This window comes from Rhodococcus sp. DK176 (genome assembly GCF_038447315.2).
Taxonomy (GTDB): Bacteria; Actinomycetota; Actinomycetes; order Mycobacteriales; family Mycobacteriaceae; genus Rhodococcus_F; species Rhodococcus_F jostii_A.
In genome coordinates this window covers 6,577,108-6,603,989 of the sequence record NZ_CP118321.2, presented here as the reverse complement: position 1 = coordinate 6,603,989, position 26,882 = coordinate 6,577,108, and the positions used below count along the sequence as shown (strand labels likewise).

The 26,882-nt window shown below is 69.0% G+C and carries 24 protein-coding genes; 13 read left to right on the top strand and 11 right to left on the bottom strand.

Going from position 1 to position 26,882, the window contains the following annotated elements:
• Positions 1 to 65: 65 nt before the first annotated feature.
• Both PSR88_RS30700 and PSR88_RS30695 read left to right on the top strand, forming a co-directional pair.
• Positions 66 to 617: a DUF664 domain-containing protein gene (locus PSR88_RS30700; RefSeq protein ID WP_009479277.1), complete on the top strand. Its 552-nt coding sequence runs from the start codon at positions 66 to 68 to the stop codon at positions 615 to 617.
• Between the two features lie 87 nt (positions 618 to 704).
• Positions 705 to 1,337, top strand: a complete 633-nt coding sequence (locus tag PSR88_RS30695; RefSeq protein WP_037197346.1) for a hypothetical protein — start codon at positions 705 to 707, stop codon at positions 1,335 to 1,337.
• A 36-nt stretch (positions 1,338 to 1,373) separates the two neighbouring features.
• Here PSR88_RS30695 and PSR88_RS30690 read toward each other — a convergent pair whose 3' ends face one another.
• Positions 1,374 to 3,134 (bottom strand): DEAD/DEAH box helicase, encoded by a 1,761-nt coding sequence (locus tag PSR88_RS30690; protein WP_009479275.1) that lies wholly within the window; start codon positions 3,132 to 3,134, stop codon positions 1,374 to 1,376.
• A 109-nt stretch (positions 3,135 to 3,243) separates the two neighbouring features.
• On the opposite strand from PSR88_RS30690, the gene PSR88_RS30685 reads away from it, so the two are divergent.
• From PSR88_RS30685 to PSR88_RS30670, 4 genes are all read left to right on the top strand, one after another.
• A complete protein-coding gene (locus PSR88_RS30685) occupies positions 3,244 to 4,041 on the top strand; it encodes a carbon-nitrogen hydrolase family protein (protein ID WP_016883289.1) in 798 nt (265 codons plus the stop codon).
• A gap of 59 nt (positions 4,042 to 4,100) precedes the next feature.
• On the top strand, positions 4,101 to 4,730 hold the full coding sequence (locus tag PSR88_RS30680; RefSeq protein WP_009479273.1) for a phosphoribosyltransferase: 630 nt from the start codon (positions 4,101 to 4,103) through the stop codon (positions 4,728 to 4,730).
• Positions 4,731 to 4,829: 99 nt separating this feature from the next.
• Complete coding sequence (locus PSR88_RS30675) at positions 4,830 to 5,534, top strand: hypothetical protein (protein ID WP_029539483.1); 705 nt, start codon at positions 4,830 to 4,832, stop codon at positions 5,532 to 5,534.
• Between the two features lie 139 nt (positions 5,535 to 5,673).
• Positions 5,674 to 7,461 carry an AMP-dependent synthetase/ligase gene (locus PSR88_RS30670; protein ID WP_009479271.1) on the top strand — a complete coding sequence of 596 codons (1,788 nt, stop codon included), beginning with the start codon at positions 5,674 to 5,676 and terminating at the stop codon, positions 7,459 to 7,461.
• 51 nt (positions 7,462 to 7,512) lie between these two features.
• On the opposite strand, the gene PSR88_RS30665 is transcribed toward PSR88_RS30670, so the two are convergent.
• The gene (locus PSR88_RS30665) at positions 7,513 to 8,136 is read right to left on the bottom strand and encodes an alpha/beta hydrolase (RefSeq protein ID WP_050787532.1); all 624 of its coding nucleotides are present in this window, start codon (positions 8,134 to 8,136) and stop codon (positions 7,513 to 7,515) included.
• Between the two features lie 78 nt (positions 8,137 to 8,214).
• Here PSR88_RS30665 and PSR88_RS30660 point away from each other — a divergent pair, with 78 nt between their 5' ends.
• A complete protein-coding gene (locus PSR88_RS30660; RefSeq protein ID WP_016883291.1) occupies positions 8,215 to 11,682 on the top strand; it encodes a TM0106 family RecB-like putative nuclease in 3,468 nt (1,155 codons plus the stop codon).
• Here the strand turns inward: PSR88_RS30660 and PSR88_RS30655 are convergent.
• Positions 11,667 to 12,866 (bottom strand): amino acid deaminase/aldolase, encoded by a 1,200-nt coding sequence (locus PSR88_RS30655; RefSeq protein ID WP_016883292.1) that lies wholly within the window; start codon positions 12,864 to 12,866, stop codon positions 11,667 to 11,669. The two genes, PSR88_RS30660 and PSR88_RS30655, sit on opposite strands and share 16 nt — an antisense overlap.
• Positions 12,867 to 12,926: 60 nt before the next feature.
• Complete coding sequence (locus tag PSR88_RS30650; RefSeq protein ID WP_009479267.1) at positions 12,927 to 13,571, bottom strand: TetR/AcrR family transcriptional regulator; 645 nt, start codon at positions 13,569 to 13,571, stop codon at positions 12,927 to 12,929.
• Positions 13,572 to 13,672: 101 nt separating this feature from the next.
• Between PSR88_RS30650 and PSR88_RS30645 the strand changes: the two genes are divergently transcribed.
• A complete protein-coding gene (locus tag PSR88_RS30645) occupies positions 13,673 to 14,989 on the top strand; it encodes a D-arabinono-1,4-lactone oxidase (RefSeq protein WP_011598078.1) in 1,317 nt (438 codons plus the stop codon).
• A 10-nt stretch (positions 14,990 to 14,999) separates the two neighbouring features.
• The gene (locus tag PSR88_RS30640) at positions 15,000 to 16,364 is read left to right on the top strand and encodes an amidase family protein (protein WP_011598077.1); all 1,365 of its coding nucleotides are present in this window, start codon (positions 15,000 to 15,002) and stop codon (positions 16,362 to 16,364) included.
• A gap of 12 nt (positions 16,365 to 16,376) precedes the next feature.
• Here PSR88_RS30640 and PSR88_RS30635 read toward each other — a convergent pair whose 3' ends face one another.
• The 3 genes from PSR88_RS30635 to PSR88_RS30625 form a co-directional block, all read right to left on the bottom strand.
• The gene (locus PSR88_RS30635) at positions 16,377 to 17,342 is read right to left on the bottom strand and encodes an adenosine deaminase (RefSeq protein WP_011598076.1); all 966 of its coding nucleotides are present in this window, start codon (positions 17,340 to 17,342) and stop codon (positions 16,377 to 16,379) included.
• Between the two features lie 26 nt (positions 17,343 to 17,368).
• A complete protein-coding gene (locus PSR88_RS30630) occupies positions 17,369 to 18,565 on the bottom strand; it encodes a class I adenylate-forming enzyme family protein (protein ID WP_009479263.1) in 1,197 nt (398 codons plus the stop codon).
• Between the two features lie 92 nt (positions 18,566 to 18,657).
• On the bottom strand, positions 18,658 to 19,464 hold the full coding sequence (locus PSR88_RS30625; RefSeq protein ID WP_011598075.1) for an enoyl-CoA hydratase/isomerase family protein: 807 nt from the start codon (positions 19,462 to 19,464) through the stop codon (positions 18,658 to 18,660).
• Between the two features lie 40 nt (positions 19,465 to 19,504).
• On the opposite strand from PSR88_RS30625, the gene PSR88_RS30620 reads away from it, so the two are divergent.
• Positions 19,505 to 20,869: an FAD-binding oxidoreductase gene (locus PSR88_RS30620; protein WP_009479261.1), complete on the top strand. Its 1,365-nt coding sequence runs from the start codon at positions 19,505 to 19,507 to the stop codon at positions 20,867 to 20,869.
• Here PSR88_RS30620 and PSR88_RS30615 read toward each other — a convergent pair.
• Positions 20,823 to 22,334, bottom strand: a complete 1,512-nt coding sequence (locus tag PSR88_RS30615; protein ID WP_009479260.1) for an MFS transporter — start codon at positions 22,332 to 22,334, stop codon at positions 20,823 to 20,825. The genes PSR88_RS30620 and PSR88_RS30615 overlap by 47 nt on opposite strands.
• A 2-nt stretch (positions 22,335 to 22,336) precedes the next feature.
• Positions 22,337 to 22,951, bottom strand: coding sequence for a PadR family transcriptional regulator (locus tag PSR88_RS30610; protein ID WP_009479259.1), 615 nt, complete (start codon positions 22,949 to 22,951; stop codon positions 22,337 to 22,339).
• Between the two features lie 79 nt (positions 22,952 to 23,030).
• Between PSR88_RS30610 and PSR88_RS30605 the strand changes: the two genes are divergently transcribed.
• Both PSR88_RS30605 and PSR88_RS30600 read left to right on the top strand, forming a co-directional pair.
• The gene (locus PSR88_RS30605) at positions 23,031 to 23,753 is read left to right on the top strand and encodes a GNAT family N-acetyltransferase (RefSeq protein WP_009479258.1); all 723 of its coding nucleotides are present in this window, start codon (positions 23,031 to 23,033) and stop codon (positions 23,751 to 23,753) included.
• 30 nt (positions 23,754 to 23,783) lie between these two features.
• On the top strand, positions 23,784 to 24,821 hold the full coding sequence (locus PSR88_RS30600; RefSeq protein WP_016883293.1) for a glutathione S-transferase family protein: 1,038 nt from the start codon (positions 23,784 to 23,786) through the stop codon (positions 24,819 to 24,821).
• 10 nt (positions 24,822 to 24,831) lie between these two features.
• On the opposite strand, the gene PSR88_RS30595 is transcribed toward PSR88_RS30600, so the two are convergent.
• Positions 24,832 to 25,227: a VOC family protein gene (locus tag PSR88_RS30595; protein WP_011598069.1), complete on the bottom strand. Its 396-nt coding sequence runs from the start codon at positions 25,225 to 25,227 to the stop codon at positions 24,832 to 24,834.
• A gap of 4 nt (positions 25,228 to 25,231) precedes the next feature.
• Complete coding sequence (locus PSR88_RS30590; RefSeq protein ID WP_009479255.1) at positions 25,232 to 26,086, bottom strand: AraC family transcriptional regulator; 855 nt, start codon at positions 26,084 to 26,086, stop codon at positions 25,232 to 25,234.
• 98 nt (positions 26,087 to 26,184) lie between these two features.
• Here PSR88_RS30590 and PSR88_RS30585 point away from each other — a divergent pair, with 98 nt between their 5' ends.
• Positions 26,185 to 26,871, top strand: a complete 687-nt coding sequence (locus PSR88_RS30585) for a hypothetical protein (protein ID WP_011598068.1) — start codon at positions 26,185 to 26,187, stop codon at positions 26,869 to 26,871.
• Positions 26,872 to 26,882: the final 11 nt, after the last annotated feature.

The window sequence follows — 26,882 nt, the reverse complement described above, 5'->3', positions numbered from 1 at the left end:
TGGGGACGCGCGCAGAGTGTCGATCCAGGACAGTAGGTGTCCGCTATTCGCGCCACACTGAACTCATGACCGAGACACCCAGCACCCAGAACCCCATCTCCGACGAGCGCGGACTCCTTCTCCTCATGCTGGACAACCAGCGCACCGCCTTCCGCAACGCGATGTCCGGGCTGACGGAGGAGCAGGCCCGCAGTGTGCCCAGCGCCAGCGAGCTGAGCCTGGCGTCCCTCCTCAAGCACGTGATCGACGGCGAAGAGGCGATGACCTCCCGCATCACCGGGGCTCCGCGCGATGTCGGCGACGACCCGGTGGCAGCGTGGATGGCCGCATGGAACGTCACTGAGGACGAGACCGTCGACACCCTCCTCGCCCGCTTCGACGACGCACAGCGCGCCACCGAGGCCGCGGTCGCCGCCGAAACCGATCTGGATCGCGACGTCGACCTGCCCGCCGACGTGGCGCAGTGGATGGCGCCGGGGGTCGTCTTCACGGTCCGGTACATGCTGCTGCACCAGATCGAGGAACTCGCCCGGCACGCCGGTCACGCCGACATCATCCGGCAATCCCTCGACGGCGCGCGCGCCGATACGCTGGCCGGCGGCGGCAGCTGGTCCTGACTGTTTCCGCTCTCTCGGGTAAATTCTCCGCTCGGGCGGCGCTGCAGAGCCGCCCGGACGAGACAACGAGGAGTTCAGGTGGACGGTATGAGCGTGATGCGACGCACGATCGCGGCGGCAACGGTCGGTATCGCGGCGACTTTCGGCCTGTCGGGCACGGCAGCGGCCGAACCGGCCACCCCCGACGTCCCCGGCCTCGCCGAACTGCGCACCCAGGCCGACAAGCCCGAGGCGAAGGCCGCGGTCGAGGCGCTGGCCACGTCCACGGTGCTGCATGACGTCGCGGGCGCGTACACCCCGTTCCTCTACACCGCACCGACCGTGGGTTGCGGCACCGTCGCACCGGTCACGCTGACGCTGGCGTCGGGCACCACCGGGCCCACCGCCGAGGTGAAGGCGAACGAGATCAGCTTCCAGGCCCTCTCCGCGTACCCCGGTGTCGTGAAGTCCTCGGGACTCAACGTCGCGTGGATCAACACCAACACCGGCGCCAGCGGAATCCTGCCCCTCGACGGCGTCACCGAGGGCGGCTACCCGGCGCTGAACAAGGTCGTGGCGACGGGGGCCGGCACCGTCGTGGCATCGATCTTCGGCACCGTCGGCTACACCAACGCGACCTGCTACGTGCTGCCGACCGTCGGTTCGTTCTTCGTTCCCGAGGAGGGCCCGCTGCCCGCCGAAGCGGCACAGCCCGCCCCGGCTCCCGCTCCCCCGGCGTAACCGCCGGGGATCCTCTTCGGGAGGGCCGCGTGAGAGCTACTCGCGCGGCTTTTTCCTGCTGTCCCGGTCGCGCTGGAACTTTCCGCCTGCCCGATCGTCGCGGCCACCACGCGGTCGGCCCGACGGCGGACCCGAATCGGGTTGCAGCTGAATCAGCACTCCGGAGATCCGGGTACGACGCAGGGCTTCGAGGGTCTCGCTGGACAGGTCGGCGGGCAACTCCACCAGGCTGTGGTCGGGGCGGATGCTGATGTGCCCGAAATCGCTGCGCCGCAGCCCACCCTCGTTCGCGATGGCACCGACGATCGCACCCGGCACCACACGGTGCCGCTTGCCGACCGCGATCCGGTACGTCGCGAGCTCCTGGCCCTCCGGTCCACGCGACCGCGTCGGGGGGCCCTCGTCGAACCGGCGTGCCGGGCGTTCACGAGGCTCGCGCTCACGGCGAGGCGCCGGCGGCGGTTCGGGTGCCATGAGGAACGCCTCACCGTCGCGCGACTGCACCGCGAGCGCGGCGGCGATGTCGGCGAGCGGCACGTCGTGCTCCTGCTCGTAGTCCTCGATCATCTTGCGGAACAACGCCAGATTGTCGGACGTGAGGCTCTCGGTGATCGAGTCGCCGAACTTGGACACACGCTGCGCATTGACGTCGTCGACGCTGGGCAGCTGCATCTCGGCCAGCGGCTGACGGGTCGCCTTCTCGATGGCCTTGAGCAGGTGCCGCTCGCGCGGTGCCACGAACAGCAACGCCTCGCCCGCGCGGCCGGCGCGACCGGTACGGCCGATCCGGTGGACGTACGACTCCGTGTCGTGCGGGATGTCGTAGTTGACGACGTGGGAGATGCGGTCGACATCCAGGCCACGCGCAGCCACGTCGGTGGCCACGAGGATGTCGAGGGCGCCGCTCTTGAGCTGGCCGATGGTCCGCTCACGCTGCGCCTGCACGATGTCGCCGTTGATGGCCGACGCGGAGAAACCACGAGACCGCAACTTTTCGGCGAGGTCCTCGGTGGCCTGCTTGGTGCGCACGAAGATGATCATCGCCTCGAAGTCCTCGACCTCGAGGACACGCGTCAGGGCGTCGAGCTTGCGCTGGTGCGCCACCTGGACGTACCGCTGCGAGATGTTGGACGCGGTCGACGTCTTCGACTTCATCGTGATCTCGACGGGGTCGTGCATGTACTGCTTCGAGATCTTGCGGATGGCCCCCGGCATCGTGGCCGAGAACAGCGCCACCTGCTTGTACTCCGGGGTGTCGGCGAGGATGCGCTCGACGTCCTCCTGGAAACCCATCTTCAGCATCTCGTCGGCCTCGTCCAGGACGAGGTAGGAGAGCTTGGACAGGTCGAGCGTGCCCTTCTCCAGGTGGTCGATCACGCGACCGGGCGTGCCCACGACCACGTGCGCGCCGCGCCGCAGTCCGGACAGCTGGACGCCGTAGCTCTGACCGCCGTAGATGGGCAGGACGTGCAGGCCCGGGATATGGGCGGAGTACTTGCCGAACGCCTCCGCGACCTGCAGGGCCAGCTCCCTCGTCGGCGCGAGGACCAACGCCTGCGGCGACTTCTGCGTCAGGTCGATCTTCGAGAGGATCGGAACCGCGAACGCAGCGGTCTTGCCGGTGCCGGTCTGCGCCAGGCCGACGACGTCGTTGCCGGCGAGGAGGGGCGGAATGGTGGCTGCCTGGATCGGCGAGGGCGACTCGTAGCCCACATCGGACAGTGCCTTCAAGACCCGATCATCGATGTCGAGGTCGGCAAAAGTGGGGGGTTCGGGGTCACGCTCGATATCACTCATTGACCAGCAGTTTAGTGCACGAGTCCACAGTGCATCGCCACGCCGTGGAAATACGCGGCGACCGGGACGGGAGACACCTGCCGCGGGGTCGTCGCCTAGCGTGGACGGCATGGTCGATGTCGCTGTCATTCAGTTCGCTCCCGGTCAGGACAAGCAGGAGAACCTGCGCACCCTCCGCACGCTCGCCGCCGAGGCCGCGGGCCGCGGCGCGAAGGTGGTGGTGGCGCCCGAGTACGCGATGTTCACGGCGCCGCGGACGGACGAGCGGATCGTCGAGTCGGCCGAGGGCCTGGACGGCGAGTTCGTCAGCGGGCTGGCCGCGACCGCGAAGGAACTCGACGTCCACCTGGTGGCAGGGGTCAACGAACATTTGCCCGGGGACGATCACATCTCCAACACCCTCGTCGCCCTCGGACCGGGCGGCGACATCGTCGCCACCTACCGCAAACTCCACCTGTACGACGCGTTCGGCTACAAGGAATCCGACGTCATCCGCGCCGGGGAGATCGACGCCCCGCAGACCTTCGCCGTCGACGGCCTCACGTTCGGCATGCAGACCTGCTACGACCTCCGGTTCCCCGAGGTCACCCGCCGCATCGTCGACGCGGGCGCCGACGTGCTGCTGCTGCCCGCGCAGTGGGTGCCCGGACCGTTGAAGGAGGACCACTGGTCCACGCTCGTGCGGGCGCGCGCCATCGAGAACACCGTGTATGTGGCCGCCGCCGACCAGAGCGCGCGCACCGGGGCCGGGAACAGCATGATCGTCGATCCGATGGGCGTGACTCTCGCGTCGCTCGGCGAGCGGGTGGGCACCGCGGTCGCGGCGGTCAGCGCGGAGCGGATCACCGAGGTGCGGGAGAAGAACCCCGCCCTCGCCCTGCGCCGATTCACCGTCAGCGAGATCTGAACGGCGCGATCGGGAGTAGCGTCGGAGACGAACAGTTCTCCCCGATCACGGAGCGTTCGATGTTGTACACCAGTCGCGCCGACGCCGGTCGCAGACTGGCCGCCGCACTGGAGCACCTGCGCGGCACCGATCTGGTGGTGCTCGGTCTGCCGCGCGGCGGCGTCCCCGTCGCGTTCGAAGTCGCTGCCGCCCTGTCGGCCCCTCTCGACGTCGTGCTCGTCCGCAAACTGGGTGTCCCGTGGCAGCCGGAACTCGCCATGGGTGCCATCGGCGAGGGCGAATCCCGGGTGATCAACGACGACGTCCTCCGCATCGCCCGGATCAGCAAGACCGCACTCGCCATGGTCGAGGCGAAGGAGCGCCGCGAACTCGAACGGCGGGCTCGGGTGCTCCGCGGCGGGAAGCCGCGAGCGTCACTCAAGGGCCGCACAGCTGTCCTCGTCGACGACGGCATGGCCACGGGCGCGACCGCGGCGGTGGCCTGCCAGTCGGTGAAGAAACTGGGCGCGGCACGCGTGATCGTCGCGGTCCCGGTGGCTGCGCCCGAGGCCGTCGGCCGTCTGCGTGTGACCGCCGACGAGGTGGTCTGCCCATACGTCCCGGCCGATCTCGGCGGCGTCGGCAACGCGTACGACGATTTCCATCAACTCTCGGACACCGAGGTCACAGACCTGCTGGCCCACCACTGACGGTGGTTCTCGAGGAATCTTCAGCTCCAGTGCAACGTTCCCGGAGGCCCTGTCGATACACCGGACAGAGCACAGAACAGACTGCCTTTGGAGGATCTCGTGACCGTCTCTGCCGATACCGTCGAAACCGTCGTCACCGCTTGCCGCGACCGATTGGGCGACCCGTCCGGCTGGGTCACCTCCGATGCCTACCGGCACAGCCTGGCCCTCTGCATCATCGAATCGGTGCAGTCGAGCGCCGGGCACAGCGAGGTCGCCGTCGTCGACGGCTATCTGGCGTACCGGCGGGCGCACCCCGATCAGCCGCTCACCGACGGCGCCCGCGACCTTCTCCGCACGTTCGAGGAGGCGGGCAGCTCGGATCAGTGGGCGGGCAAGGTCGGCTCGTACAAACGGCGGTACTCCGCGACCGGTGTGCCGATCGAGGCGCGTCACATCCAGCTGGCGGCGGAGCGGCTACACCAGCTCCGGATCAACAGCATCGACGACCTTCTCGAGGCCGCCCGGGACGAAGCCGCCCTGGAGCAGATCCACGACGCGTGGATCGAGGTGTGCGGGGAGAGCAGCGACGTCACGTGGGCGCACTTCCTGATGCTCGCCGGGATCCCCGGGGTCCGGCCGAATCGGGTGGCGGACGTGTTCATCAGCGGCGCGCTCGGAATTTCGGAAGCCACCGACGACGGCCCTGCCGAGGAGATCCTCGAGGCGACGGCGACCGAACTCGGTGTCGATCCGGATCAGTTGAACTATGCGATCCGGCGCTGGCTGTCGGCGAACTCGCGGCGTCTCGAAGAGGCTGCCTGAGTTATCAGTTTACGCCGAGTTACACTTATCTCCGCTGGTCAGAACAGAAATACACATAACGGACATCGACCCTGGTGCGAAACTGGGACAAATGTGATCGAATGCACATCCGTCATGTCGTTTCAGTGGAGGGGTCATAGTGCGTGAATTCTCGGTACCGCAGTCGTTCTCAATTCCGGAGGACGCCTCCATGGCGGACACGGTCTTCCGTCATGCCGAGGAAGACCCGAAGTTCGTTCCGTTCAAGCGCCCCGGCAACGGTGGGTGGGTAGACGTCACCGCCGCCGAGTTCGCGGAGCAGGTCTCCGCCGTCGCGAAGGGCCTCATCGCTTCCGGCGTCGAGCTCGGCGACCGCGTCGCGATCCTGTCGGCGACCCGGTACGAGTGGGTCGTCATCGACTACGCGATCTGGACGGCAGGCGGGTGCACCGTCGCCATCTACGAAACGTCCGCACCCGATCAGGCGAAGTGGATCCTCGAAGACTCCGGCACATCGCTGCTGGTCGTCGAGAACGCCAAGCAGGCCGACGCGCTGAAGGTCGTCACCGACGCCGCGCCGGACCTGAAGGAGGTCCTGCAGATCGAAGGCGGGGCGATCGACGAACTGTCGAAGCGTGGCGAAGGCGTCACCGACGAGCAGCTGCACGAGCGTCGTCACCAGGTGCGCGCGTCCTCGCCCGCGACCCTCATCTACACGTCGGGCACCACGGGTCGTCCCAAGGGCGTGCAGTTGACCCACTCCAACTTCTACGCGGAGTCCGCGGCCGTGAAGCTGGCGCTCAGCGACGCGATGTACGCCGGCAGGCGCACCCTGATGTTCCTGCCCCTCGCGCACGTCTTCGCCCGCGCCATCTCCTTCGGCGCGTTCGACGCCAAGGTCACGGTCGCGCACACCGCCGACCTCACCACGCTGCTCGACCAATTCGCCGCGTTCAAGCCGCACTTCATCCTGTCGGTGCCGCGCGTGTTCGAGAAGGTCTACAACTCCGCCAAGCAGAAGGCATACGACGGCGGCAAGGGCAGCATCTTCGAGAAGGCGTCCGCCACCGCCATCGCGTACAGCGAGGCGCAGGACAACGGCGGCGCCGGGCTCGGTCTCAAGCTCAAGCACGCCCTGTTCGACAAGCTCGTCTACTCGAAGCTGCGCACCGCACTCGGCGGCGAGTGCGACCGCGCCGTCTCCGGTGGCGCCGCGCTCGGTGCACGCCTCGGTCACTTCTTCCGCGGCATCGGCGTCCCGGTGTACGAGGGTTACGGTCTCACCGAGACGAGCGCCGCCATCTCCGTGAACACCACCCGTGCGCAGAAGGTCGGCACCGTCGGCAAGCCGATCGACGGTCACGCCGCGAAGATCGGCGAGGACGGCGAACTGCTCCTGAAGGGTCCCGTCGTGTTCGGCGGGTACTGGCACAACGAGCAGGCCACCGCGGATTCGATCCGGGACGGCTGGTTCCACACCGGCGACCTCGGCTCGATCGACGAAGAGGGCTACATCTCGATCACCGGTCGCAAGAAGGAAATCATCGTCACCGCGGGCGGCAAGAACGTCGCGCCCGCGGTCCTCGAGGACGCACTCCGCGCGCACCCGCTGATCAGCCAGTGCCTCGTCGTCGGCGACGGCAAGCCGTTCATCGGCGCGCTCATCACCCTCGACTCCGAAACCCTCCCGGGCTGGAAGGAACGCCACGGGCTGGCCGCCGACACCCCGGTGTCCGAGCTGGTGAAGAACCCCGACTTGGTCGCCGAGATCGACGAGGCCGTGGCCGAGGGCAACAAGAAGGTGTCCAACCCGGAGCGGATCAAGAAGTACCGCATCCTCGAGGTCGACTTCACGCAGGAGACCGGTGAGCTCACGCCCACGCTGAAGCTGAAGCGGAACGTCATCCACAAGGAGCACGGCGCGGCCATCGAGGCCATCTACGCGTAGGCGGCTCCGCCGCCCGTGAGTGTTCGAGGAGTGCAGAGACTCCTCGGGCACTCACGGGTGCGCAGCGCCGAGGACGAAGTCGCGGACCACCGCGGTCACGGTGGCGTGGACCTTCTCGTGAAGCAGGTCGTGTCCGGCGTCGTCGAACTCCCGGAACTCGAGGCGTCCGATCCCCGCCGCCCAGTCCCGGACGGGGTCGATCGGTGCGATGCGGTCGTCGACGCCGTGAACCGCGAGCAGCGGAATCCCGAGTGACCCGAGCGCGTCCGCCGTCTGCTGCACGGCGGCGGTCTTCGGTGTCCCGCACAGAATCGCGCCCCGGAAACCGGAGTCACCGGACGCGAGAAGTTCCATCGAGACCGCGGCACCGAGCGAATGACCCATGAGCACGAGCGGAACATCCGGCGCGTGCCTGCCGGCGAGGCCGGTGAGAAGCGCGGCGTCCTCCGCCAGGTCCGCCACCGATCCCGGATGGTCGCCTTCGGACAATCCGTGACCGGCCTGGTCGATTCCCCACACCCCGATTCCGGCAGGCGTCAGTCCGCGCGCGAACCGGTGGTAGTGACCCGTGTGCTGCCCCATGCCGTGGAGAAACACCAACTGGGCGACGGGTCCTCCCACCGCGCTCCAGTGCCGGTAGTGGACTCGTCCGGAGTGGCCGTCGAAGAAAGGCATGGCTGCCATTCTGGGCCTGTCGCACCCCGATGGCACAATCGGCCGGGTGAACTCACCGGCAGAACTGGGGACGTAGCTGTGTTCCTCCTCGACGACACCATCGTCTACAGCGCCAGCGACCTCTCCGCGGCCGCCACCTGCGAGTTCGCGTTGTTGCGCCGGTTGGACGCCACACTCGGGCTCGCCGGCGCCGGTTCCGCCGCCCCGTCCGTCGACGACGATCCGATGCTGCGACGGACGTCCAGCCTCGGCGATGCGCACGAACATCGCCGGCTCGAGCAGTTCCGCGCCGAGTACGGCGACGGGGTGGTCACGATGGACCGTCCCGAATACACCGCGGTGGGCCTGTTCGACGCGAACCTGGCCACCGTGGAGGCGATCCGCGGCGGCGCCGACGTCGTGTACCAGGGGACGTTCTTCGACGGCCGCTTCCTGGGTTTCTGCGATTTCCTCGTCCGCGACGGCGACACGTATGCCGTATACGACACCAAACTGTCACGGCACGCGAAGGTGTCGGCCCTGCTGCAGCTCGCCGCGTACGCGGAAGCGCTGGCCGACAACGGGATCCCGACGTCCCCGGACGTCCACCTGCTGCTCGGCGACGACAGCGACTCGGCGCACTCGCTCGGCGACATCGTTCCCGTGTACTCCGCGCGACGGTCCTCGCTCGAACGAATTCTCGACGAGCACCGCGACGAGCAGTCGCTCGCGGAGTGGGGCGACCCCCGGTACACGGCGTGCGGCCGGTGCGACACGTGCACCCCGGAGGTGGAGCAGCACCGCGACCTCCTGCTGGTGGCCGGAATGCGCACGACGCAGCGGAGCCGGCTGATCGCGGCCGGGATCGGCACCCTCGATGCCCTCGCCGCGCATGCGGGCAGCGTCGAGGGCCTCCCCGAGCGCACCCTGGAATCGCTTCGCGCGCAGGCGGCCCTGCAGTTGCGGCAGGAGTCATCGGGCACCCCCGAGTTCCAGGTGTACGCCCCGCAGGCTCTGGGCGGGCTGCCCGAACCGGACGACGGCGACATCTTCTTCGACTTCGAAGGAGACCCGCTCTGGGCCGAGAACGGATCCACGGACTGGGGTCTCGAATACCTCTTCGGTGTAGTCGAGGGTCCCGCCGACGCCGCCGTGTTCCGGCCGTTCTGGGCACACGACCGCGCCGAGGAGCGGCAGGCACTCGTCGACTTCCTCGACTACGTCACCGCGCGTCGTCAGCAGTACCCGAACATGCACATCTACCACTACGCCGCGTACGAGAAATCGGCGCTGCTGCGACTGGCGGGACGGCACGGCGTCGGCGAGGAGACCGTCGACACCCTGCTGCGCGACAACGTCCTCGTCGATTTGTATCCGGTGGTGCGCGGGTGCCTGCGCATCGGCGAACGGTCCTACAGCATCAAGAAACTCGAACCGCTGTACATGCCGGAGCAGCCGCGCGACGGCGACGTCACCAACGCCGCCGCGTCGGTGGTCGCGTACGCCGACTACTGCGATCACCGCGACAACGGCCGCGAGGACGAGGCACGCGCGCTGCTGCAGGGCATCGCCGACTACAACGAGTACGACTGCGATTCCACGCTGCGGCTGCGCGACTGGTTGATCGGGCAGGCGGAGACGCACGGCGTGGCTCTCCGGCCGCCCGGCGACGGGCCCACCCCGGTGACCGAGGACTGCACCCCCGCGGAGGCGGCGTTGCGCGAGTTCGCCGGGCACGGACCGAGCGAGCACCGCGGGCACGATCAGCATGCGGCCGCACTCATGGCGGCGGCGGTCGGCTACCACCGCCGCGAGCGGAAACCGTTCTGGTGGGCGCACTTCGACCGGCTGGTCGTGCCGCACGACGAACTGTCCGACATCCGGGACGTTCTGGTGGTGTCGTCCGCGGTCGTCGAGGAGAACTGGCACAAGAGCAGCCCGCGGCAACGCAAGCTGCGCCGGCGCCTGCAGCTCACCGGCCGTTTCGGGACCGGGAGCACGGTGGGGCCCAAGACCACGATGTACGCGCTCTACGACACTCCCGCACCCGAGGCGGTCGCGGGCGACAATCCGCAGCAGCGGGGAACGTGCACGGTCAACGTGCTCGACGTCGGGAAGGACGGCCGGCGCCGCGACGTCGTGATCGTCGAGGAACTCCTGAACGGCGAGGAGTACGGGCAACTTCCGACGGCGATCACCCCCGGTCCCCCGATCACGACCGACCGCATCGAATCGTCCATCGCGGTGGCCGCGGACGACATGTGCGCACCGCTGCCGGAGCTCCCGTTGTGCGCGTCGGTGGACATTCTGCGGCGGTCCGACCCGCGCACCCGGAGCGGGAACCCGCTCCCGCCCGTCGACGGCACGGACTACGCGGGCGCGATCACCGCGGCACTACTCGACCTCGAAGACTCGTACGTCGCAGTGCAGGGACCTCCCGGCACCGGCAAGACGTACACCGGGGCCCGGGTGATCAAGGCGCTCGTCGAGCAGCACCACTGGCGGATCGGCGTGGTCGCGCAGTCGCATTCGGTGATCGAGAACATGCTCGGCGGCGTCGTGAAGGCCGGGCTCCCCGCCGAACTCGTCGCGAAAAAGGACGGGCGGCATCGCGCCGCGACGTGGACCGACATCAGCTCCAACGACTACCCGGGTTTCATCGACCAGGCCGAGGAGACGGGTTGCGTGATCGGCGGGACCGCCTGGGATTTCGCGAACACCGACCGCGTTCGGCCCGGCAGCCTCGATCTGCTGGTCATCGACGAGGCCGGGCAGTTCGCTCTCGCCAACACCATCGCGGTGGGCGGGGCGGCCCGCAACCTCCTGCTTCTCGGCGACCCCCAGCAACTTCCGCAGGTCAGCCAGGGCACCCACCCGGAACCGGTGGACGCGTCGGCCCTCGGGTGGCTCGCCGAGGGGCACGGGGCGCTGCCCGCGAGCCGGGGTTATTTCCTCGAGCGCACGTGGCGGATGCACCCGGAACTGTGCGCACCCGTATCGACGCTGTCCTACGACGGCAAGCTGCGTTCGCAGGAATCGGCCAGTGCCGCACGGCGACTCGACGGCATGGGGGCGGGTGTGCACACCGTCTTCGTCGACCACCAGGGCAACGCCACCCAATCCCCGGAGGAATCGCGGGAGGTGGTCAACCGGATCACGAAGCTGCTCGGTTCCGGCTGGACCGACCCCAGCGAGTTCGAGGGCACCCGCCCACTCGACGAGTCCGACATCCTGGTGGTGGCGCCGTACAACGCGCAGGTCGGGTTGATCGAACGCAATCTGGCCGCGGTCGGTCTCGACAAGGTCGAGGTGGGCACGGTCGACAAGTTCCAGGGCCGGGAGGCGGCCGTCGCCATCGTGTCGATGACTGCGTCGGCGATCGAGGACGTGCCGCGCGGCATGTCGTTCCTGCTGTCGCGGAACCGGATGAACGTGGCGGTGTCCCGCGGCAAGTGGGCGGCGATCATCGTCCGGTCGGAATCGTTGACGCAGTACATGCCGAGCACCCCGGAAGGTCTGACCGAGCTGGGTGCCTTCATGCGGCTCACCGGTCAGCCGAAGCACTGACCTTCGCCGCGGTAGGTGGGCACCACGGTGCGGGAGCCGTCCGACTCGACGAGGTGCACCTCGGTGAACCGCTCGCACAGCTCGCCGGCCTTCGCGTGCCGGAACCACACCCGGTCGCCGATGCCGAGATCCGCGGCAGCCTTTCCGGTCACCGGGGTCTGGACCTCGCCTGCGCCCTCGTTGCGCAGTAGCTTCAGCCGCGGCGGCCACACCGGCTTGGGCACCCGACTGCCCCCGGCGGGACCGGAGGCGATATAGCCGCCGCCGAACAGCGTCGCGATGCCGGGAGTCGGCCGCCGGACCGCCGAGAGGGCGAAGTACAGCGACGGGTGCGGACGGAACGCGCGGTACCTGTCGAAGAGCGTCGGGACGTACAGGCCGGAACCGGCCGTCACCTCCGTCACGACCGGGTCCGCGGAGCTCACCTCGAGGGAGCCGGTGCCCCCGCTGTTGACGATCTCGAGCACCCCGACCTCCGACTGCACGGCGTTCACCACGGCATCGCGACGGGTCGCGAGTTCGTTCGCGGACGCCCGCTTCATCCAGCCGATCGGTGGACTGGAATCGGGCAGACCCGCGATCTGTGCCTCGTAGAACATGACGCCGACGACGGCGAACCCCCGCCCCGCGGCCCGCTTCGCGAAGGCGGCGACGGTGGACGGTTCGCGGAGCGGGGAACGGCGGACCCCGATGTGGAGGGGACCGAACCGCAGCGAGGCGTCCACGTCGATGCACAGCCGGGCCCGGAGGGAGGTGGTGCCGGCCGCGGCGAGAACGAAGTCGAGGTGGTCGTCGCTGTCGACCATCAACGTGATCCGGTTCAGCAGTTCGGGGTCGGCCGCGAGTTCGGCGAGGGCCCCGCGGTCGACCGTCGGGTAGCCCATGAGGATGTCGTCCGCGCCGCGGCGGGCGAGCCAGATCGCCTCGCGCAATGAATACGCCATGATCCCGCGGAACCCGCCGGCCCCGGTGAGCTTCTCCCCCAGCGCGACCTGGAGTACCGCGCGGCAGCGAACGGACTTGCTGGCGACGCGGACGGGGGTGCCGCCCGCGCGCAGCACCAGGTCGGCGGCGTTCGCGCGCAGGGTGGTCAGGTCGAGCGCGGCCAGCGGCGGGTCGACCTCGGTGGTCGAGGCGATGAGACGGTCGAGCGTGGGCGTCACAGTTCGTCCAATCTTTTCCATCGGTCTGCGACGCCAGTCAACCACCGAGTTGGACGATTGTCCAGATCGAATCGGACCCGCTCAGGCCCGCTCGACCGCCTTCGACGCGATCACGTGCACCATGTCGTCCAGCGCCGCGATCATCGCCTCGCTGTCGCGGTCCACCAGCCACCGCAGCACGAGCCCGTCCAGGATCGCCAGCCCGAACCGCGCGATCGCCTCGACCGGGGTGGCCCAGCCGACTTCCGCGATGCGGGCACACTCGACGAGGAACTCGATCGCCTCCTCATCCATGGTCCGGTACTGCTGACCGGCGATATCGCCGGCCCGCTCGCTCCCGGACGCGCGGTGCCGCAGCGCCTGCGCGGTGATCTCGTATGTCAGCAACTGACGGTCCGGGGTGGCCTCGATGATCGGCCACATTCCGCTGATCCCGATGTGGAGGAGTTCGCGCAGACCGTCGATCCCGCGCAGGTCCGGCGCGTGCCGCACCTGACCGAACGCCAGTCGCATCGACGCGCTGAGCTGAAGAACCAGGCTCTCGCCCATCGCCGCGAGGAGCTCCTCCTTGCTCTCGAAGCAGTAGTGCACCACACCGAGCGAGACGCCCGCCTCCTCCGCCACGGCACGCACCGTGACCGACGCGACGCCGCGCTGCTCCGCGATGGCCAGCGCCGACTCGACGAGTTGGGCACGACGTTCATCCGCAGGAAGCCTGTTCAGCATCCTCTGATCGTAGAACCTGCGGGGGCCTCGCCCACGACCAACACGGACGCCCGACCAACCCGCCATTTGCCTGGACGAGCGTCCAGGTTCATGATGGGCGAATGGCACAGGACACATGGCGCAACTGGGCGGGCACCGAGACGGCGAACCCGCTGCGCTTCGCGACTCCGCGCTCGGTGGAGGAACTCAGCGCGCTCGTCTCCGGTGCCGCGGAGCACGGACAGCGAGTCAAGGCCGTCGGGTCGGGTCACTCCTTCACCGGGGTCGCCGTCACCGACGGGATCCTCGTCAGCCTCGACGCCCTCACCGGGATCGAATCCGTCACCCTCGACGAACCGGCGGGGGCCCTCGTCACCGTCCTCGCCGGCACGCGGCTGCACGACCTGAGCGAGCAACTCTGGCACCGTGGCCTGGCGATGATCAACCTGGGTGATATCGACGTGCAGTCCATCGCGGGTGCGCTGTCCACCGGAACCCACGGCACCGGCGCGCGTTTCGGAGGTCTCGCCACTCAGGTCCGCGCCCTGCAGGTGGTGCTGGCGGACGGCTCGGTGGCCGACTGCTCCCCCACCGAGAACCCCGAACTGTTCGAGGCGGCACGCCTCGGGCTCGGCGCCGTGGGCATCATCTCGAAGGTCACGATCCAATGCGTGCCGAACTACGTGATGCACGCCGTCGAGAAGCCCGAGTCGTTGGACGCCATCCTCGACCGGCTCGACCACGACCGCACCACGATCGACCACTTCGAGTTCTACTGGTTTCCCCACACCCGCCGCGTCCTGACGAAACGCAACACCCGGCTACCCGGCGACACCCCGGTTTCTCCCCTACACCCGGTCCGCGCCTACGTCGAAGACGAACTGCTCGCGAATGTCTTGTTCGAGGGCATCAACAGGGTCGCGGGCCTTGCCCCGACGACGATCCCGAAGATCAATCGGCTGTCGTCGCGCATGCTGAGCGCGCGCGAATTCACCGACCGCAGCTACCGCGTCTTCGCGTCGGAACGCCGGGTCAAGTTCCGGGAGATGGAATACGCGGTTCCCACCGAGGCCCTCCCCGACACTCTCGCGGCGATCGATGCGTGGGTGGAGGAGTCCGGTTTCACGGTCGCGTTCCCCGTCGAGGTCCGGTTCGCCGCGGGCGACGACGTCTGGCTGTCGACGGCGAACGGCCGGGACACGGCGTACATCGCCGTTCACCAGTACCATCGCCGAGATCACGAGCCGTACTTCGCCGCGGTCGAGGCCATCGCCCGGGAAGTGGACGGGCGACCGCACTGGGGCAAGATGCACGGCCGCACCGCCGACGACTTGCGGCCCGCGTATCCGAACTTCGACGAGTTCCTCGCCGTGCGCGACAAGTACGACCCCGGGCGAATGTTCGGCAACGCGTACCTGCAGCAGGTCCTGGGTCGCTAACGTGAGCTAGGTGGCCCCCAGTCGATCTTTCGACCGTCGCGACTTCCTGCGCGTCGCGGGTGCGTCCGGGGCAGCGGCGATCGGCGCCGTGATGCTCGGCGCGTGCGGGGAACGCCTGCACGACCCGCAGGTTCCGCCGCTTCCCGACGGCTTGTCCGTTCCGGACGGCGGCGCGGTGTCCGAGTTCGCACCGGTCGACAAGGCGACGTGGCGCGTGCAGGGCGATCCGCTGGTCGCGCCGACCGGCGACGGGCCCCTCGCCGGCATGCGACTCGCGGTCACCGACCTGTACGCCGTTGCGGGACAGCAGATCGGTGCGGGCAGCGGACGGCGGCTCGCCGAGGCTCCAGTCGAGACGGGTACCGCCGCAGTGGTGGCGCGCCTCCTCGGTCAGGGCGCCCGCGTCGTCGGCCTGGCGCAGACCGACGACCTCGGTTACGGGCATTCCGGCATCAACCAGCAATTCGGCACGCCGCCCAACCCCCGCGCCGAGGACCGCCTGCCCGGTGGTGCGACGTCGGGCGCCGCGAGTGCGGTCGCGCAGGGTTCGGCCGACATCGGATTGGGTATCGACACCACCGGTTCCGTCCGCATCCCCGCCTCGTATCAGGGCCTGTACGGCTTCGCACCGTCCCGGGGCGCCGTCTCCACCGACGGGCTGTTTCCGCTGTCCCCCACGTTCGACACCCCGGCGTGGGTCTGCGGCGACCTCGACACCCTCGTCGCGGTCTCCGGCGCGCTTCTCCCGCTCACGGCGGAGACCCCGTTCCGCAGCGCGCTCACCTCGGACGGCATCAACGCCGTCGCCGAGGCGGGGGCGCTCGGCGCGGTGCGGCGCGCCCTCACCGCGTGGGAGAAGAGTTCCCTCCCCCGGCTGACGTGGACCGACACGGACATCGGCCGGCTTCCCGACTGGTACGACGCCGTCGTCGCCGTGCAGGGCTACGAGGCGTGGCGGCTGCACGGCGACTGGGTGAGCGGGGCGATGACGTCGCTCGGCGACGAACCCGGCCGCAATTTCGCCGACGCGAGCCGCATCTGGGAATCCACGTACGGCCGGAAGCTGATCAAGCTCGGCGAGGCGTCGCAGACGATCACCGCGTACGTGGGCGACAGCCTGCTCCTGCTGCCGGCGACCTCCTCCACGCCCCCCGAGCGGACGAGCTACCCCAGCGGTGACCGGTTCCGGAACACGATGCGCGCCACCGGCATGCTCACGTGCCTCGCGACCATCTCCGGGCTGCCCAACGCGACCGTGCCGTTGCGCACCGACGACGGAGTTCCCGTCGGCCTCTGCCTGGTCGGCCCGCACGGCCGCGACCGGGACGTCCTGGCCGTCGTCGCCGGTCTGGGCGGCTCGGGGCTGATCGACTGACGGCGGGGACCGTCACCCGCGGAGCAGTTGCGCCTTGCGCGCGTCGCTCGCGAACGACGCTTTGATCGAGTTGCGCGCCAGGGTTTCCCGCTCGGCATCGGTGAGGTCGAGCTGATCCCGCAGCTGGGCGAAGTTGTCGTCGACGTACCCGCCGAAGTACGCGGGGTCGTCGGAGTTCACGGTGACGAGCAGACCCGCCTCCAGCATGGTCCGCAACGGGTGCTCGGACAGCGAGTCGACGACGCACAGTCGCACGTTCGACAGCGGGCACACGGTCAGCGGCACTTCCTCGTCCACCAGACGCGCCACGAGCGCCGGGTCCTCGAGCGCCCGCACCCCGTGGTCGATGCGCTCGGCGCCGAGGAGGTCGAGCGCCTGCCAGATGTACTCCGGCGGGCCTTCCTCGCCTGCGTGGGCGACCACGTGCAGCCCCTCCGACCGGGCGCGGGCGAAGACGTCCTCGAACAGCGACGGCGGGTTGCCCACCTCGGCCGAGTCCAGCCCGAGCCCGACGATCGGCGTCTGCAACCGGATGATCTCCGAGAACACTTCCTCCGCCTCGTGCACGGGACGGTCCCGCAGGATCGCGGCGATCGCGGCGCTGCTGAGGCCGAACTCCCGCTCACTGGTGCCCACCGCATCCATGATTCCGTCGAGCACCTCGTGCAGCGGCACACCACGATTGACGTGGGCCTGCGGGTTGAAGAAGAACTCCACGTGCGCGACGCCGCCCGCCGACGCCCGCGCGAAATAGGCGCGGGTGAGGTCCGCGAAGTCCTGCGCCGTCCGCAGCACTTGCATGTTGGCGAAGTACAGGTCGAGGAACGACTGCAGATCGGTGAACTCGTACCGCGACCGGAGATCGTCGAGGTCCGCGTAGGGCAGCTGCACGGAATTCCGTTCGGCCAGCGCGAAGATCAGCTCGGGTTCGAGGGACCCCTCGATGTGCATGTGCAGCTCGGCGACGGGAGAGCTCACGGGTGGATACCTGCCTTTCGCACCACCTAGGCAGCGGTGTCGCGGTCGACGATACGGACGAAGCCGTCGCCGTCGATATTCGCGGTGTCGCCGGTGTGAAACCAGCCACCCGTGAAGGTCTGCGCGGTGACCTCGGGCCGGTTCCAGTAGCCGCGGCTGACTCCCGGACCGCGGCACAGCAATTCGCCGACACCGCGGCCGGCGTCCGGTCCGAGGAGGGCCACCTCCATCCCGCCGAACGCGACACCCACACTGCCCGCGTGTGTCAGAGCGCACTCGTCGGGCAGCGCCAGCCCGGCCCCACACGTCTCGGTCATTCCCCACCCGAGGAAGTGCCTGGCCGCGGGGAACGTCCGGCGGAGCAGTTGCGACTGCTCCAGGGACAGACCGGAGCCGCTGTAGTCGATCCAGCGCACCGCGCGCCGGCCGAAACTCGTCACCCGCGAGTTCTCCACGGCCCGCAGGAGGACGGCGGGCGCCGCGGTGAGCACGTCGGCGCCGGTGCCGCGCCACGACGCGGCGTCGGTACTCCCGGTCAACAGGACCGTTCCGCCCACCACCAGCGTCGAGAGCAGTTCGACGAGCGATCCGACGGTGTGCAGTTCGGGTTCGACGAGGAGATTCCGCAGCCCCTCGGAGCTGAACCCGCGCGCGTGGAGCACGGATTCGATGGTCGAGAGGACGTTCTCGTTGCTCAGCTCCACACCCTTCGGCGAGTCCGACGGGCCGGGCGTGTACGACAGCAGCACCAGCTCGTCGGGGCTCGCGCCGTCGTCGATGAACGAGATACCCTCCGGCAGTTCGCCGTCGAGGATCAGCACCGACTCGCTGTCGGCGAGCACCTCACCGGTCTGCGCGTCGTCGAGTGCCGGGCTCACCCCGACCGGCACGCCGCCGGCGAGCAACACGCCGAGGAACGCCTCCACCCAGCGAACCCCCACGGGCTGCCGGACGGCGACGCGGTCGCCGATCTCGACCCCCTTCGACTTCAGCCCGCCGGCCACCCGCGCCGCGGACGTCCACAGTTGCGAGAACGTGAGCGACCGGCCACCGTCCTCCTCGACGGCGATCCGGCCCGCGTAGCGGTGCACGGAGATGTCGAGCAACTCGGTGAGCGACGGGTTGAGCCCGCCGTATCGGAGCAGGCCGTCGCGGCCACGGACCACCCGGTCGTCGTGGAAGAAGGGACCACTACTCGGGTACTCGACGAGGGACGACGGCATCTGTACCTCCGCTGACGACACTGCTACGCGACCGGGACGTTGCCACGACTATATGACGCCCGTCACAGTTGCGGGGAGCGGATCGCCGACGCCTACCGTCCGCGGTACGTCGCCTTGCCCGGTCCGACGTCGAGGAAGCTGCGCACCGCACCCTGAAGGTCGTCGGTCTCGAACAGCGCACCCGACACGTCGGGCGTGATCGAGTCGGCGTGCGCGACTCCACCCGACCGCCACGCGGAGATGATCTGCTTCGTGGCGTCGTGTGCGCGCGTCGGCCCGTCCGCCAGGCGTGCGACGAGGGCGCGGGCCTCGGTGTCGACGTCCTCGTGGACGGCGTTGACCACACCCCAGTCGCGCAGTGTCGCGGCGTCGTACAGGTCGCCGGTCATCACCAGTTCCCGGGCGCGGCCGGACCCTGCCCGCTCGGCCAGCCGCTGCGGACCGCCCATCGACGGAGTCAGCCCCACCACCGTCTCGACCAGTCCGAACTTCGCCTTCGGTGCGGCGAGGATGATGTCGCAGGCGAGCGCGATCTCGAAGGCCGCAGTCAGCGTCAATCCGTGCGCCGAGTACACGACGGGGCACGGCAGCGCCTCGAGCGGATGGCAGATCTCGGCGAACAACTCCTGCCACAGGTCCGCGCCCTGTTCCGCGGTGAGCCCCTCGAACACGTGGACGTCCACCCCCGCGGAGACCACCTTGCCCTCGGCACGCAGCAGCACCGCGCGCGGCGGATTCTCGGCGAGCGCCGCGACGTCGGCCTGCACGGCGTCGAACATCGCCTGATCGAAGAGGTTCAGTGCGCCGTGGGCGAACGTCAGGATCGCGATCTCGGCGCCGGCGTCGGTACGGACACGCTCGAGTCGGGTGGGATGCGCGGCGGCGGCAGGCTCAGTCATGCCGCCAGACTGCCACACGCGTTCCGCCTACGATCGGGGTGTGGACTCGCTGCGCGCGGCGCTGGCCGACGCCGTCGGAGAACGGTTCGTGACCGTGGACGCGGACGTGCTCGCCGCCCGCGCCACCGACCACACGGGACGCTACAGCGGGCGCGCGAGCGCACTCGTCCGGCCCGCGGATGCCGCGGAAGTCTCGGCCGTGCTGGGCATCTGCCGCCGGGCCGGGGTGAAGGTCACCGTGCAGGGTGGCCGCACCGGCCTCGAAGCGGGCACGGTTCCCGAGCACGATGACGTGCTGCTGTCGACGGAACGGCTGACCGCGGTCGGCGCCGTCGACCGCGAGAACCTGCGCGTCACCGTCGGCGCCGGGGTCACCCTCTCGACGCTCCGGCACGCCGCGTCCGACGCCGGACTGCTGTTCGGCGTCGACATCGCGTCCCGCGATACCGCGACGATCGGCGGCATGGTGTCGACGAATGCCGGTGGGCTGCACACCGTGCGGTACGGCCACATGTCCGCACAGGTGCTGGGCCTGGAGGTCGTGCTCCCCGACGGGGCGATCGTGCGGCGCAGCATGCGGGTGGGCGCCGAGAACTGCGGATACGACCTGCCCGCGCTGTGGGTCGGCAGCGAGGGCACTCTCGGTGTGGTCACGACCGTCGATCTCGCACTCCACCCCGTCCCGGAGTTCCGTGTGACCGCCCTCGCCGGCTTCGCGCAACTACCCGGCTTGATCGACGCCGCTCACGTCGTGCGGCGGCTCGACGGGGTGGACGCCGTGGAAATGCTCGACGGACGCGGGCTCGAATTGGCCTCCTCGCGGCTGAGTTTCGCCGTTCCCACGGGTCTACCGTGGTATCTCCTCGTCGAACTGGCCGGCCGGCGCGACCTCACCGACGACCTGGCCGCGGCGCTGGAGCAGTGCGATCCCGACGACGAACCCGCCGTCGGGATAGATTCCGCAGGCCGCGCCCGGGTGTGGTCGGCGCGGGAAGCGTTCGCGGAAGTGGTCGGACTGTTCGGACCCCCGCTGAAGTTCGACGCCGCCCTCCCACTGGACACCCTCGCCGCATTCGTCGCCGACGCGGTCGCAATGGTGACGAGCCGGGCACCCGACGCGATCCCGGTGCTCTTCGGGCACGTCGCCGACGGCAACGTTCACCTCAACGTGCTGCGCTGCCCCGACGAGTCCGTGCTGTACCGGCCGGTCACGGAACTGATCCGCGATCACGGCGGCAACATCGCCTCCGAGCACGGCGTCGGCGCACACAAGCGCAACTACCTGGACCTCGCCCTCAGCCGCGAGGACATCACCGCGATGTGGACGATCAAGCAGGCGTTCGATCCCGCGGACTACCTCAACCCTGCAGTGATGTTTCCCGACTGGCTGCGTCGCCCGCACTGACTCCGGGCTTCTTCTCGCGCAACGGTCGCGCGAAGCACACCGAGGCGAGGAAACCGATCAGCAGGACGGCCGCGGGCAGCCAGATCGACTGCGACATCGCCGTGGCGAACGGTTCCTTCACGAATTCCGGCATCTCCCCCACACCGGCCTCCTGGCTATCGGCGTTCAGCCCCTGAGCGGACAGGCGGGCCGTGATGAGTGCGCCGATCGCGGCGCTGCCGAGGACGGCGCCGACCTGGCGGGTGGTGTTGTAGACGCCTGCTCCGGCGCCCGCCTGATGGGGTGGAAGGTTGTGCGTGGCCGTGGCGGCGAGCGGCGACCAGATACACGCGTTGGCGAGGCCGATCAGTCCGATGGGCAGCAGCAGTTCCCAGATCGCCACGTCGGGTGACATGACCATGGACAGCCAGGCGAGCGCGATCGAGAACAGCAGGAATCCGGCGCCCGCGATGTACCGCGGATGGGTGCGGTCCACGAGCTTGCCGATGAACGGGGCGAACACGCCGGTGAGGACGGCCATGGGCACGAGCAGCAGGGCCGACCGTGTGGGCGACAGACCCCGCACCGCCTGCGTGTAGAACATCAGCGGCAGGACCATCGCGGTGATCGCGAAGCCCATCGAGGTGATCGCCACGTTGGCGAGCGAGAAGTTGCGGTCCTTGAACAGGCCTAGGGGCAGGAGCGGCTCGTTCTTGTTCCAGGACTGGTACCAGACGAAGACGCCGAGAAGGACGAGGCCGGCGCCGATCGACGCCAGCACGGTCGCCGACCAATCGTAGGAGCTGCCTTCCTGGATTCCGAACACGAGGAAGAACATGCCGAGCGCGCTGAGGACGACACCGGGGATGTCGAACTTGTGCTCGTGGGTCTCGAGCGAAGGCACCAACCGCCAGGCCAGCACGAACGCGACCACACCGACGGGGACGTTGACGATGAAGATCCACTCCCAGCCGAGGTTGTCCACGAGCACGCCGCCCGCGAGCGGTCCCACCAGGGTGGCGACACCGGCGACAGCGCCCCACAGACCCATCGCGGTGCCGCGACGGTCCGGCGGGAACGTGCGGGTGATGACGGCCATCGTCTGCGGCGTCATCAGTGCGGCGCCCAGTCCCTGGAAGACCCGGGCGACGATGAGCATCGTGATGGTGCCGGACAGGCCGCACCACAGCGACGCACCGGTGAACAGGACGAGCCCGATCAGGTAGATGTTCTTGGGACCGAACCGATCACCGAGTCGACCGGTGACCAACAGCGGCACCGCATACGCCAGCAGATACGCGCTGGTGACCCAGACGACCTTGTTGATGTCGGTGTGCAGGTCGTTCATGATCGCCGGGTTGGCCACCGCGACGATGGTGCTGTCGACGAGGATCATGAAGAAGCCGATGACGAGGGCCCACAGGGCCGGCCACGGATTTCGATGCTCGGGTGGCGACGTGGGTGGTGCGGTGCGCTCGGTGTCCATCATCAATCCTTTGCTGAACCGGATGGGATCCGGCGTGAGTGTGTCAGTCGTTCGAGAAGTTCCGGCGAAAGCCACGGGAGGGCTCCGGAGTCGATGTCGGCCACCAGGGCGCTGAGCCATTCGTGCTCCGCGCGGGCGACGGTAACGAGAAATTCGTTGCCGAGGAGGAAGATCCTGGGGGTCTCGGTGGAACAGGCGAGCGCGGCGGCGGTCTCGAGTTCGTCGATCTCGCGGGTGAGGTGATCGAGCCGTTCCCGGAGCAGTTCCACCACGGTGGGGGCGGCGACGTTGTGCGCCTCCGCCAGTGCCAGAGGGAACTGCGGGTACTCGTGCACCGGGGTGGCGAGCATGTCGCTGACCCGGTGGACGAGCGCTTCCCGGCCCGCCTCGGTGACCTCGTACATGGTGCGTTCGGGCCGATTTCCCGCCCGGTCGGTGCCGGTGGTGCGCACCAGCCCTTCACCTTCGAGCCTGCTCACGGTGTGATACAGCGAACCCGGCCGGATCTTCACGACGCGTCCACGCCGGGTGGCGGCGAGTTGGTACATCTCGTACGGATGCATCGTGCGCTCACACAGCAGACCGAGGATGGTGACACCGAGCGGCGTGAGTGCCACAGTCACCGCCTCCACTACTCCAAGTCAAATACTCCACGTGGAATATACCGTCCGGGCGGATAGGGAACAAGCGGTTACCGTGGGTCCCGTGGACCCCCATCACCTCGACATCATTCGACTCGCCTGGTCACGCGAACTGGGACTGCCCGACGACGCTCTGTCCACCCGGCCGGGCGCCGACGACCGCGCCGTCCGGGTGGACGACGACACGGACACGATCCGCTTCCTGCGCCTGGGCGAGACGTCCGCGCTCGTCGGACCGCGGTGGGCGATCGAGCGTGCCGACGGGCACACGTCGGAGGAGCTGACCGAATCCGCGACCCTGCTCGCCCTCACCCAGGATCGGTCCGGACGGTGCGCCGGTCCCGTGGCGCTCGCGTTCGGCACCGACTACCAGGATCCGGCGACCGGGCGGCCACCGCTCGTCTCCCACGAACACGACCACGTCCGGCAGGTCGAGGAGGCATGTCCCCCGGACGACGTCACCGAGGCCCGCTTGGGTGACCGCAACCGATGGTTCACGATTCTCGACGACGCGCAGCAACCGGTCAGTTCCGCCGGGTACGCCGAGTTCCAGGGGTTCCTCGCCGATGTCGGTGTGCTGACGGTGCCGGAGTTCCGGCGCCGGGGACTGGGCGCCACGGTCGCCGGGATCGCCACCGACGACGCGCTCGACAGCGGCCTGATCGCTCAATGCCGTTCACCCCGCGACAATCTGGCCTCGCGCGCGCTCGCCGCCCGCGCCGGGTACCGGGAACTGGGAACGTATGCCGCGGTCACGATCTCCCGAAGTACGCTCTGAGAGACATCGACAGACGGGGACGAGTCGACCATGACAGAACGAACGGCAGAACCGCACAGCACGGAAGGCGCCTACGTCGAATCCGGCGCCGAGTTCACGCGCGACACCCACTACATCCCCACCCGCATCACGGCCGACGGCCGCGACGGCTATCCGGTCGAACCGGGCCGCTACCGCCTCGTCGCCGCTCGGGCGTGCCCGTGGGCCAACCGCGCGATCATCGTCCGGCGACTACTCGGACTCGAGGACGTGTTGTCGATGGGACTGTGCGGCCCCACCCACGACAAGCGCAGCTGGACTTTCGATCTGGATCCGGACGGGCTCGACCCCGTGCTGAAGATCCCGCGCCTGCAGGACGCGTACTTCGCGCGTTTCCCGGACTACCCCCGCGGCATCACCGTGCCCGCGATCGTCGACGTCCCCACCGGGCAGGTGGTCACCAACGACTACCCGCAGATCACCCTGGATCTGTCCTCGGAATGGAAGCGGTACCACCGCGAGGGCGCGCCCGACCTCTACCCCGAGCCGCTGCGCGACGAGATCGACGAGGTCGCCGATCTCGTGTTCCGCGACGTCAACAACGGGGTGTACCGGTGCGGATTCGCCGGATCCCAGGAGGCGTACGAATCCGCGTACGACCGCCTGTTCGCCCGCCTCGACTGGCTCGAAGACCGTCTGACCGACCACAGGTTCCTCGTCGGCGACACGATCACCGAGGCCGACGTGCGCCTGTTCACCACCCTGGCCCGGTTCGACGCGGTCTATCACGGCCACTTCAAGTGCAATCGGAACAAACTCGACGAGATGCCGGTGCTGTGGAGTTATGCCCGCGATCTCTTCCAGACACCCGGGTTCGGCGACACCATCGACTTCACCCAGATCAAGCAGCACTACTACATCGTGCACACCGACATCAATCCCACCCGGATCGTGCCGAAGGGGCCAGACCTGTCCGGCTGGCTCGAGCCACACGGGCGTGAACAACTCGGCGGCAGGCCGTTCGGGGACGGCACGCCGCCACCTCCGCCGAAGCCCGGCGAGGAGGTCCCGGCCGGGCACGGGGCGTGATCGGGCGGGATCACCCGCCGGTGTAGGTGCCGAAACTCCAGAACACGCCCTCGGGGTCGCGGCAGGTGAAGCCGCGCGATCCGTAGTCCTCGTCCCGCAGTCCGCGAACGATCGTGGCGCCGGCGGCCACGGCGCGCTCGTGGAGCGCGTCGGGGTCGTCGACGACGAGGTACACCGAGCCCGTCCCCGGCGGCAGGTCGCTGATGACCGAGTCCTCACTGGGCGAACCGAGCATGATCCCGCCGCCCTTGGGCCAGCCGAGTTCGGCGTGATCGACCCGGTCGCCCTCGCCGTACACCGCGTTCTCGGCGAACCCGAAGGCGTCGACGAGGAAGCGGATCGCGGACCGCGCGTCGCGGTAGACGAGGGTGGGCCACACATATGTGGTGTGCGTCGAAGTAGTCATGTCATCACTCTGCGCCGTCGTCGTGGTAGGGGTCTTGGACGAATGAGAACGGGTCGATCTCACGCCACCGCGACGGTGCGACGCCCGCGAGGTCGCGCCAGTCCCGCGCCATGTGGGCCTGGTCGTAATACCCGCACACCGCGGACACGTCGGCGAGTGTCGCCCCGGCGGCACCCTTGAGCATCCGGTGGGAGCGGTGGAAACGGGACAACCGCACCACGTCCTTGGGTGTCACGCCGTATTCGGCGACGAACTTGTTCACGAGATGCCTTCTGCTCCAGCCGACGTCGTGCGCGACGTCACCGACCCGGGCGCCGTCGCCGGCGACGAGCAGCTGCCAGGCGCGGGTGAGGTGCGGGTCGATCTCCGCCGGCGCCGCGCGGCGGGTCAGGACCTCGTCGAGGATCGCGAACCGCTCGTCCCAGCCGGGTTCGAGCGACAGCCGTTCGGTCAGTTCCCCCGCGTCGGGACCGAGCAGGTCCTCGAGGCCGACGACCCAGGCGCCGAGGGCGGCCGTGGGGACCCCCAGCAGAGCGCGGGCACCGAGAGGACTGAGGGCCAGCTGGACGCCGTGCTGGTTGCCGTCGTGCCGGATGGTCACCGGGGCCGTGGCGATGCCGCTGGCCAGAGTGTCGAAACGACCGGGCGCCTGCTCGGGTGTCGCCTGGGCGGCGATGTCGAGGGGCTCGTCGATTGTCACGATCACCGTGAGGCAGGGCGACGGCAGACCGAGGTGGATGCCGGGCTCGAAACCGGCCAGCCGATAACCGTCGTATCCCGTGACCAGAGCGCGCAACGGTTCCGCCGGGCGCCGGAAGGCCCCGGACGACACCGCGGTATCGCTGTCGGCGACGCTCACGAAACCAGCCTAGGCAACGGTGCCGACACCGGCCACAGCGTCAACTCACCTACAGTCGGTGCCAGCACACTCGAAGCACAGGCGAGACGGGAGCCCCGATGGCTGGCAATGGTGGACCGGTGGAGAAGGTACTGGTCTCGGTCCTCGACAACGGGAGCCGTCTCCAGGCTCCCGCGGTGGCGAAGTACGTCGAATGGGTCCGGCGCTCGCACCCCGGTGAGTCGCCCGCGCAGATCGTCGAGCGGATGGAGAAGATGTTCCTGCTGGCCGTGACGGGCAGCGGCAGCGCAGTCGGTGCCACCGCCGCGATTCCCGGGGTCGGCACCATCGCGTCCATCGCGGCGGTGGGCGCCGAATCGGCGTTCTTCCTGGAAGCGGCGGCGCTGCTCACACTCGCGGTCGCGTCGGTGCACGGCATCTCCGCCGCCGACCACCAGCAGCGGCGCGCACTCGTCCTGTCGGTGGCGCTCGGCGAATCGGGCATGGAAATCGTCCAGAAGGCGACGGGCGTGACGGCGAAGAACTGGGCGAGCGCCATCACCAGCCGCATACCCGGCCCCACCATGAAGGGGATGAACAGCAGGCTGGTGCGCAAGTTCATCACCAAGTACGCCGCGCGCCGCAGCGCGCTGGTCCTCGGCAAACTCGTGCCCGCAGGCATCGGCGCGGCCATCGGTGGCGCGGGCAACCGGGCCATCGGCAAGGGCGTCGTCAAGAACGCGCGTGAAGCGTTCGGGCCCGCCCCGGCCCGCTGGCCGGACGAACTCCACGCGATCGAAGCGTGAGCCGGTAGGCG

Bases quoted from the DNA above. Each gene is read 5' to 3' on its own strand.
- PSR88_RS30595 (WP_011598069.1), bottom strand. From the start codon at position 25,227: ATGACTACTTCGACGCACACCACATATGTGTGGCCCACCCTCGTCTAC.
- PSR88_RS30630 (WP_009479263.1), bottom strand. From the start codon at position 18,565: ATGCCGTCGTCCCTCGTCGAGTACCCGAGTAGTGGTCCCTTCTTCCAC.
- PSR88_RS30600 (WP_016883293.1), top strand. From the start codon at position 23,784: ATGACAGAACGAACGGCAGAACCGCACAGCACGGAAGGCGCCTACGTC.
- PSR88_RS30655 (WP_016883292.1), bottom strand. From the start codon at position 12,866: ATGGAAAAGATTGGACGAACTGTGACGCCCACGCTCGACCGTCTCATC.
- PSR88_RS30685 (WP_016883289.1), top strand. From the start codon at position 3,244: ATGGTCGATGTCGCTGTCATTCAGTTCGCTCCCGGTCAGGACAAGCAG.
- PSR88_RS30680 (WP_009479273.1), top strand. From the start codon at position 4,101: ATGTTGTACACCAGTCGCGCCGACGCCGGTCGCAGACTGGCCGCCGCA.
- PSR88_RS30650 (WP_009479267.1), bottom strand. From the start codon at position 13,571: ATGCTGAACAGGCTTCCTGCGGATGAACGTCGTGCCCAACTCGTCGAG.
- PSR88_RS30700 (WP_009479277.1), top strand. From the start codon at position 66: ATGACCGAGACACCCAGCACCCAGAACCCCATCTCCGACGAGCGCGGA.
- PSR88_RS30585 (WP_011598068.1), top strand. From the start codon at position 26,185: ATGGCTGGCAATGGTGGACCGGTGGAGAAGGTACTGGTCTCGGTCCTC.
- PSR88_RS30690 (WP_009479275.1), bottom strand. From the start codon at position 3,134: ATGAGTGATATCGAGCGTGACCCCGAACCCCCCACTTTTGCCGACCTC.
- PSR88_RS30645 (WP_011598078.1), top strand. From the start codon at position 13,673: ATGGCACAGGACACATGGCGCAACTGGGCGGGCACCGAGACGGCGAAC.
- PSR88_RS30695 (WP_037197346.1), top strand. From the start codon at position 705: ATGAGCGTGATGCGACGCACGATCGCGGCGGCAACGGTCGGTATCGCG.
- PSR88_RS30615 (WP_009479260.1), bottom strand. From the start codon at position 22,334: ATGGACACCGAGCGCACCGCACCACCCACGTCGCCACCCGAGCATCGA.
- PSR88_RS30625 (WP_011598075.1), bottom strand. From the start codon at position 19,464: ATGACTGAGCCTGCCGCCGCCGCGCATCCCACCCGACTCGAGCGTGTC.
- PSR88_RS30665 (WP_050787532.1), bottom strand. From the start codon at position 8,136: ATGCCTTTCTTCGACGGCCACTCCGGACGAGTCCACTACCGGCACTGG.